The organism is Candidatus Streptomyces philanthi (assembly GCF_059553635.1).
This window is the reverse complement of the sequence record NZ_JCANQV010000043.1, coordinates 20,783-28,076: the sequence shown is the minus strand read 5'-3', so window position 1 is coordinate 28,076 and position 7,294 is coordinate 20,783. Positions and strand designations below refer to the sequence as shown.

General features: G+C 69.8%; 7 protein-coding genes, 3 tRNA genes and 1 pseudogene. 7 read left to right on the top strand and 4 right to left on the bottom strand.

Translation table 11 applies throughout. The annotated features are described in order from the left end of the window. Positions 1-265, top strand: a pseudogene (locus tag AC51EU_RS08170) (MFS transporter); the annotation flags it as partial. Between the two features lie 66 nt (positions 266-331). Further along, positions 332-1,231 carry a phosphoribosylaminoimidazolesuccinocarboxamide synthase gene (locus AC51EU_RS08165; protein WP_496266010.1) on the top strand — a complete coding sequence of 300 codons (900 nt, stop codon included), beginning with the start codon at positions 332-334 and terminating at the stop codon, positions 1,229-1,231. A 60-nt stretch (positions 1,232-1,291) separates the two neighbouring features. Here the strand turns inward: AC51EU_RS08165 and AC51EU_RS08160 are convergent. From AC51EU_RS08160 to AC51EU_RS08145, 4 genes are all read right to left on the bottom strand, one after another. Beyond that, positions 1,292-1,364: transfer RNA gene (locus AC51EU_RS08160), tRNA-Gly, on the bottom strand. Between the two features lie 212 nt (positions 1,365-1,576). Next, positions 1,577-1,649: transfer RNA gene (locus AC51EU_RS08155), tRNA-Gly, on the bottom strand. A 75-nt stretch (positions 1,650-1,724) separates the two neighbouring features. Further along, a tRNA-Gly gene (locus AC51EU_RS08150) sits at positions 1,725-1,796 on the bottom strand. A 119-nt stretch (positions 1,797-1,915) separates the two neighbouring features. Then, complete coding sequence (locus tag AC51EU_RS08145) at positions 1,916-2,236, bottom strand: histone-like nucleoid-structuring protein Lsr2 (RefSeq protein WP_496266009.1); 321 nt, start codon at positions 2,234-2,236, stop codon at positions 1,916-1,918. Between the two features lie 310 nt (positions 2,237-2,546). On the opposite strand from AC51EU_RS08145, the gene purS reads away from it, so the two are divergent. From purS to AC51EU_RS08120, 5 genes are all read left to right on the top strand, one after another. Continuing rightward, complete coding sequence (gene purS / locus AC51EU_RS08140) at positions 2,547-2,792, top strand: phosphoribosylformylglycinamidine synthase subunit PurS (protein ID WP_042151546.1); 246 nt, start codon at positions 2,547-2,549, stop codon at positions 2,790-2,792. After that, positions 2,789-3,472: a phosphoribosylformylglycinamidine synthase subunit PurQ gene (gene purQ, locus AC51EU_RS08135; protein ID WP_496266008.1), complete on the top strand. Its 684-nt coding sequence runs from the start codon at positions 2,789-2,791 to the stop codon at positions 3,470-3,472. Before purS ends, purQ begins: the two co-directional genes overlap by 4 nt. Continuing rightward, positions 3,469-5,748, top strand: a complete 2,280-nt coding sequence (gene purL / locus AC51EU_RS08130; RefSeq protein WP_496266007.1) for a phosphoribosylformylglycinamidine synthase subunit PurL — start codon at positions 3,469-3,471, stop codon at positions 5,746-5,748. The genes purQ and purL overlap by 4 nt, the downstream gene beginning before the upstream one ends. Before the next feature lie 102 nt (positions 5,749-5,850). After that, positions 5,851-6,375 carry an ArsR/SmtB family transcription factor gene (locus tag AC51EU_RS08125; RefSeq protein ID WP_496266006.1) on the top strand — a complete coding sequence of 175 codons (525 nt, stop codon included), beginning with the start codon at positions 5,851-5,853 and terminating at the stop codon, positions 6,373-6,375. Between the two features lie 26 nt (positions 6,376-6,401). Then, on the top strand, positions 6,402-7,274 hold the full coding sequence (locus AC51EU_RS08120) for a M23 family metallopeptidase (protein WP_496266005.1): 873 nt from the start codon (positions 6,402-6,404) through the stop codon (positions 7,272-7,274). The last annotated feature ends 20 nt before the right edge of the window (positions 7,275-7,294 follow it).

Below are 7,294 nucleotides of genomic sequence, written 5' to 3'. Positions count from 1 at the left end.
GGCCGTCCTCGGCGCCGGCTACGGCCTGTGTGTCGCGTACGGCCTGACGGAAACGGCGGCCCTGGCCCCACCGCACCGCCTCGCCCGTCTCACCGCGTACTTCTGGGCCCTGGCGTACCTCGGCTTCTGCGCCCCGTACGCGGTCACCCTGCTCGGCACGTTCCTGCCGCCCCCGGTGGTGCTGGCCGGTGCCGCGGTGCCGGCCCTGCTCACCCTCGCCCTGGTCGCGCGCCGGTCCCGCCGGGCACCGCTCCACCACCCCTGAGCAGCGGCCCTGTCCCTCGTGCGGGAGAATCGGGAGTACTCCTGGACCAACCTACGCGGAGGCAGCGTGTCCGGTTTCGTAGAAAAGCCCGAGCCCGTGCGGGTGCCGGGGCTCACCCATCTGCACACCGGCAAGGTGCGCGACCTCTACCAGGACGCCGACGGCCGACTGGTCATGGTCGCCAGCGACCGCACCTCCGCCTACGACTGGGTGCTGCCCACCGAGATCCCCGACAAGGGCCGCATCCTCACCCAGCTCACCCTGTGGTGGTTCGACCAGCTCGCCGACCTGGTGCCCGGCCATGTCCTGTCCACCGACGTCCCGGCCGGCGCCCCCGCCGACTGGGCGGGCCGCACCCTGGTCTGCACCGCGCTGCGGATGGTCCCCGTCGAGTGCGTCGCCCGCGGCTACCTCACCGGCTCCGGCCTCGCCGAGTACCGCGAGAGCCGTACGGTCTGCGGCCTCGCGCTCCCCGAGGGCCTGACGGACGGTTCCGAACTCCCCGCGCCGATCTTCACCCCGGCCACCAAGGCCGCCGTCGGCGACCACGACGAGAACGTGTCGTACGAGGAGGTGGCCCGCCAGGCCGGCGCGGACGTCGCCGCCGAACTGCGCCAGACGACCCTCGCGCTGTACGGCCGGGCCCGGGACATCGCCCGGGACCGCGGGCTGATCCTCGCGGACACCAAGTTCGAGTTCGGTTACGACGGTGACCGGCTGACCCTCGGCGACGAGGTCCTCACCCCGGACTCCTCGCGCTTCTGGCCGGCCGACCAGTGGCAGCCGGGCCGCCCGCAGCCGTCCTTCGACAAGCAGATCATCCGGAACTGGCTGACCTCCCCGGCGTCCGGCTGGGACCGCACGGCCGAACTGCCGCCGCCCGCCCTCCCGCAGGAGGTCGTCGACCACACCCGCGCCAAGTACGTCGAGGCGTACGAGCGTCTGACGGGTCTCACCTGGTCGTAACCGGCACCCGGGAAAAGCGAAAGGCCCCGGTCCTGAAGAGGATCGGGGCCTTTTCCCTTGAGCGGACGACGAGGCTCGAACTCGCGACCTCAACCTTGGCAAGGTTGCGCTCTACCAACTGAGCTACGTCCGCATACCCGTACCGGAGAGACCCTTTCGGTCCCCGCCGCGCGGTGTGTGCACCACTATAGCCAACGCTCGGGGGTGCCAAGTCCCTTCGTGCCCCCGACCCCGCGCCGATGTGTCCACCGCCACATCCGTCCGTCCGGGAATCGAACGGCAAAAGGCGGGGAATGCGGGGGAACGCCGAAGGGCCCGATCTTGATGACCGGGCCCTTCATTCTGAGCGGACGACGAGGCTCGAACTCGCGACCTCAACCTTGGCAAGGTTGCGCTCTACCAACTGAGCTACGTCCGCAGGCATCCGACCGGCTTTCACCGGGCGGCGCGACAGCTACTCTACCTGATCCTTGGGGATGGTCGAGACTGTCGGAGCGGGTGACAGGGATTGCACACTGCGCCTCCCTCTTGGAAAGAGGGCGCTCTACTACTGAGCTACACCCGCGTGACCCCTCGGGGTTTCGGCCCTGCGGCCCTCGCCCCTCGGCGTGCTCCAGACTTTAGCTGATCAAGGGGGGTGCTGTGCAAGTCGGCCGGGGGCGGGGCGGCAGGGCCGGCGGGTGGTCAGTGGTTGGCGGCGTTGAAGGCCTCGTAGACCTTCTTCGGGATGCGGCCGCGCGGGGGCACGTCCATCTGGTGCGAGCGGGCCCAGGCCCGGACGGCGGCGGGGTCGGGCGTCACGGCGGTCCGGTGGTAGGTCTTGCCGGACTTGGACCGCTTGCGACCGGCCTCGACGTACGGAGCGAGTGCGCCGCGCAGTTTCTTCGCGTTGGCGGGATTGAGGTCGATCTCGTACGTCTTCCCGTCCAAACCGAAGGTGACCGTCTCTGCGGCTTCTCCTCCGTCGATGTCATCGGAGAGCGTTACTACTACGCGCTGCGCCACGGATATCGGTCCTTTCGTGCAGCAACCCCGTGTTGACGTGGGGGGATGCTTGAGATCCGGCTGATCGGGATCAATGCTTTTTCATTTGTACAGGGACGGGCAATGCATTGTGAAGCCCGCTTAATTTTCTCAGCGTGTCCTTGCGTGCGTCCTCCCGCAATCCGTACCCGGGATCTTTTCAAGGATTTTCCCCGACGCGCACATCATCCGATACCAGGACGTGCCGTGGCGAAGAATATCTATGCGCGTAGATTTTCGAACACGGTACTGTGAGGGAACCGCCTTACGCACCACACCACCGGGAGTGCCAGTGGCACGCGTCGTAGTCGACGTCATGCTCAAGCCGGAGATCCTCGACCCGCAGGGGCAGGCGGTGCAGCGCGCACTGCCACGCCTGGGCTTCGAGGGGATCGCCGACGTCCGTCAGGGCAAGCGTTTCGAACTTGAGGTGGAGGGCCCCGTAGACGAGGCCGCCCTCGCCCGTATCCACGAGATGGCCGAGACCTTCCTCGCCAACACCGTCATCGAGGACTTCACCGTGCGGGTCGACTCATGACCGCACGCATCGGTGTCATCACCTTCCCCGGCACGCTCGACGACCGCGACACCCAGCGCGCGGTGCGGGTCGCCGGGGCCGAGGCGGTGCCGCTGTGGCACCGTGACAAGGACCTCCGGCAGGTCGACGCCGTGGTGCTGCCCGGCGGTTTCTCGTACGGCGACTATCTGCGGGCCGGCGCGATCTCCCGTTTCTCGCCGGTGATGGAGTCCGTCATCGAGCGGGCGAAGGCCGGGATGCCGGTCCTCGGCATCTGCAACGGCTTCCAGGTGCTCACCGAGACGCATCTGCTGCCCGGCGCGATGCTCCGCAACGAGAGCCTGCACTTCGTCTGCCGCGAGCAGAAGCTGCGGGTGGAGAACGCGGACACCGCGTGGACCACCGACTACACCGCGGGCCAGGAGATCTCCGTCCCGCTGAAGAACATCGACGGCCGCTACGTCGCCGACGAGCGCACCCTCGACATGCTGGAGGCGGAGGGCCGGGTCGCCTTCCGCTACCTGGACGGCAACCCCAACGGCTCGCTCCGTGACATCGCCGGCATCACCAACGAGGCGGGCAATGTCGTCGGCCTCATGCCGCACCCCGAGCACGCCGTGGAACCGCTGATCGGCACGGGTCGCACCGACGGTCTCGGGTTCTTCACCTCGATCCTGAAGAAGCTGGTCAACGCCTCATGACCGAGCGAAGCGAGGGCATCATCAAGCACAGCCTCGACACCGTTCAGCACGCGACCGACACGCCCGACGCCGAGCAGCCCTGGGCCGAGCTGGGCCTCAAGCAGGACGAGTACGCGCGCATCCGCGAGATCCTGGGCCGCCGTCCCACCGGCGCCGAGCTGGCGATGTACTCCGTCATGTGGTCCGAGCACTGCTCGTACAAGAGCAGCAAGGTCCATCTGAAGCAGTTCGGCGAGAAGACCCCCGAGAACGACGCGATGCTCGTCGGCATCGGGGAGAACGCGGGCGTCGTCGACGTCGGCCAGGGCTACGCCGTCACGTTCAAGGTGGAGTCCCACAACCACCCCAGCTACATCGAGCCGTACCAGGGCGCGGCCACCGGTGTCGGCGGCATCGTCCGCGACATCCTCGCCATGGGCGCCCGGCCGGTCGCGGTCGTCGACCCGCTGCGGTTCGGCGCGGCCGACCACCCCGACACCAAGCGCGTCCTGCCGGGCGTGGTCGCGGGCATCGGCGGCTACGGCAACTGCCTGGGCCTGCCCAACATCGGCGGCGAGGTCGTCTTCGACGCCTGCTACCAGGGCAACCCGCTGGTCAACGCCGGTGCCATCGGTGTGATGAAGCACGAGGACATCCACCTGGCGAAGGCGTCCGGTGCCGGCAACAAGGTCATCCTCTACGGCGCCCGCACCGGTGGCGACGGCATCGGCGGCGTCTCCGTCCTCGCGTCGGAGACCTTCGACGCCACCAAGCCGACCAAGCGCCCCGCCGTCCAGGTCGGTGACCCCTTCCAGGAGAAGCTCCTCATCGAGTGCACCCTGGAGGTCTTCAAGGAGAAGCTGGTCGCCGGCATCCAGGACCTCGGCGGCGCCGGTCTGTCCTGCGCCACCAGCGAGCTGGCCTCGGCCGGTTCCGGCGGTATGCGCGTCGAGCTGGACACCGTCCCGCTGCGCGACTCCTCCCTCTCGCCCGAGGAGATCCTCATGAGCGAGTCGCAGGAGCGCATGTGCGCGATCGTCGAGCCGGACAAGGTCGACCGCTTCCTGGAGATCTGCGAGAAGTGGGACGTCATCGCCACCGTGATCGGTGAGGTGACGGACGGCACCCGGCTGGAGATCTTCTGGCACGGCGAGCGGATCGTGGACGTCCCGCCGCGTTCGGTCGCCCACGAGGGCCCGACCTACCACCGGCCCTTCGCCCGTCCCGACTGGCAGGACGCCCTCCAGGCGGACGACGCCAACAAGCTGCCCCGCCCGGCGGACGCCGACGAGCTGCGGGCGCAGGTCCTGAGGCTCGTCGCCTCGCCGAACCAGGCGTCGAAGGCGTGGATCACCGACCAGTACGACCGGTTCGTGCAGGGCAACACCGTCCTCGCGCAGCCGGAGGACTCCGGCATGATCCGCGTCGACGAGGACACCAACCTCGGCGTGGCCCTGGCGACCGACGGCAACGGCCGCTACGCCAAGCTCGACCCGTACACGGGCGCGCAGCTGGCGCTGGCCGAGTCGTACCGCAATGTCGCCGCGACCGGCGCCAAGCCGCTGGCGGTCTCCGACTGCCTGAACTTCGGTTCGCCCGAGGACCCGGCGGTGATGTGGCAGTTCGCCGAGGCCACCCGTGGTCTCGCGGACGCCTGCCAGCAGCTCGGCACCCCCGTGACCGGCGGCAATGTCTCGCTCTACAACCAGACCGGCGAGGCGGCGATCCACCCGACCCCGGTGGTCGCGGTCCTCGGCGTCATCGACGACGTCAACCGCCGTACGCCGATGGCGTTCGCCGAGGAGGGCCAGCTGATCTACCTCCTGGGTGACACCGAGGAGGAGCTGGGCGGTTCGGCCTGGTCGCAGGTGATCCACGATCACCTCGGCGGTCTGCCGCCCAAGGTCGACCTGGAGCGTGAGCGGCTGCTGGCGGAGATCCTGATCTCGGCCTCCCGCGACGGCATGGCCGACGCGGCGCACGACCTGTCCGACGGCGGTCTGGTCCAGGCCCTCGTGGAGTCGTGCCTGCGCGGCGGCAAGGGCGCCCGGCTGGTCGTGCCCGAGGGCATCGACCCGTTCGTGTTCCTCTTCTCCGAGTCCGCGGGCCGCGCGATCGTCTCGGTGCCGCGCAGCGAGGAGCTCCGCTTCACCGACATGTGTGGTGCGCGCGGTCTGCCGGCCACCCGCATCGGTGTGGTCGACGGTGACGCGATCGACGTCCAGGGCCAGTTCAGCATCCCGCTGGACGAGCTGCGGACGGCGCACGAGGGGACCATCCCGGGCCTTCTCGCCTGACCGAACACCCCGAGCGGCCCGCCAGGAACCCACCTGGCGGGCCGCTCGTCGTTTTCCGGCCACCCGCTTGCTCGTGATTACGTAATTACGTAATCTCTCGCCATGGATCTCGAACCGCGCGTGGCCGAGCTGGAACGGCGGCTGTCCGCGCTGGAGCGGGCCGCCGAGCGGACGGCCGCGCCCACGGAACCGGCCCTCGAAGCGGAGTCCGGCGACAGCTTCTGGGCCCTGCGCGGCCTGAAGTCCGCCCTGCGCGACCTGGGCGCCGACAACGGGGGAGTGCTCTACACCGGAGCCGTCCGCGTCCCGACCGGCCAGTACTACGAGTGGCAGTACGGCGTGGACACCGACACCGCGCTGGAAGCCGACTGGACCGAGGCCGCCGACACCTTCGCCGCCCTCGGCCAGCCCGTCCGGCTGCGGCTGCTCCGCGAGATCCTCGCCGGCCGGTGCACCGCCGCCGAACTCACCGCGCTCGACGGCACGGGCACGACCGGCCAGATCTACCACCATCTCCGGCAGCTGACCGCCGCCGGCTGGCTGCACACGACCGCCCGCGGCCGCTACGAGGTACCGGCCGACCGCGTCGTACCGCTGCTGGTGATGCTGACCGCCGCCGGGCGCTGACACCCGGCCGACCGCAGGGGGAACACATGACATCCGCACCCGCACCCGCTCCGGGCACCTCCGGGACGCTGCGGAGGACCGCTTTCTACGCGGCCCGCGCCTGCATGATCATTTTCTTCGGGATGGTCGTCGCGAGCTTCTTCGCCGACATCCCGTACTGGGTGGCCTGGATTCCGCTGGCCCTGTCGCTGGTCGCCCACTACGGGGTGAGCCGCAGCGCGGCGCGGACGGAGGCCGCGGCGGGGGAGAGCGCCACCGCGGAGCCGGTGCCGGTCGCCGCCCCGGTCACCGGCCGTTGGAGGGCCCTCAACAGCCCCGCCGACAAGGTCCCCAGCCACGGCACCCGCGCCTACGGGCAGACCTACGCCATCGACATCGTGGCGGAACCGGAGCAGGGCACCAGGCCCGGCTACGGCTGGTGGCCCCTCGCACGGCGCAGCGAGGACTTCCCGGCCTTCGGCGAGCCCGTCCTCGCCGTCGCCGACGCCACGGTCGTCCGTGCCGACGACCGCCAGCGCGACCACCTCAGCCGTACCTCCTGGCTCGCGCTGGTCTACCTCATGGTCGTCGAGGGGACCGTCCGTTCCCTGGCCGGCGTCCGGCGCGTCGTCGGCAACCACGTCATCCTCGATCTGGGCGACGGGACGTACGCGCTCTACGCCCACATCCGGCGCGGCTCGCTCATGGTCCGACCCGGTGACCGCGTGCGGGCCGGGCAGCAGCTCGGGCAGTGCGGCAACTCCGGCAACAGCACCGAGCCGCACGTCCACTTCCACCTCATGAACAACCCTGACCCCAACGTTGCCGGCGGCGTCCCCTTCACCTGGCGCGGCATCGGCGTCCCGCACAACGACGAGGTCTTCACGGCCGAGGCACCGGCCGACGCCCCGCAGGGCTGACGCACGACCGGCACACACAA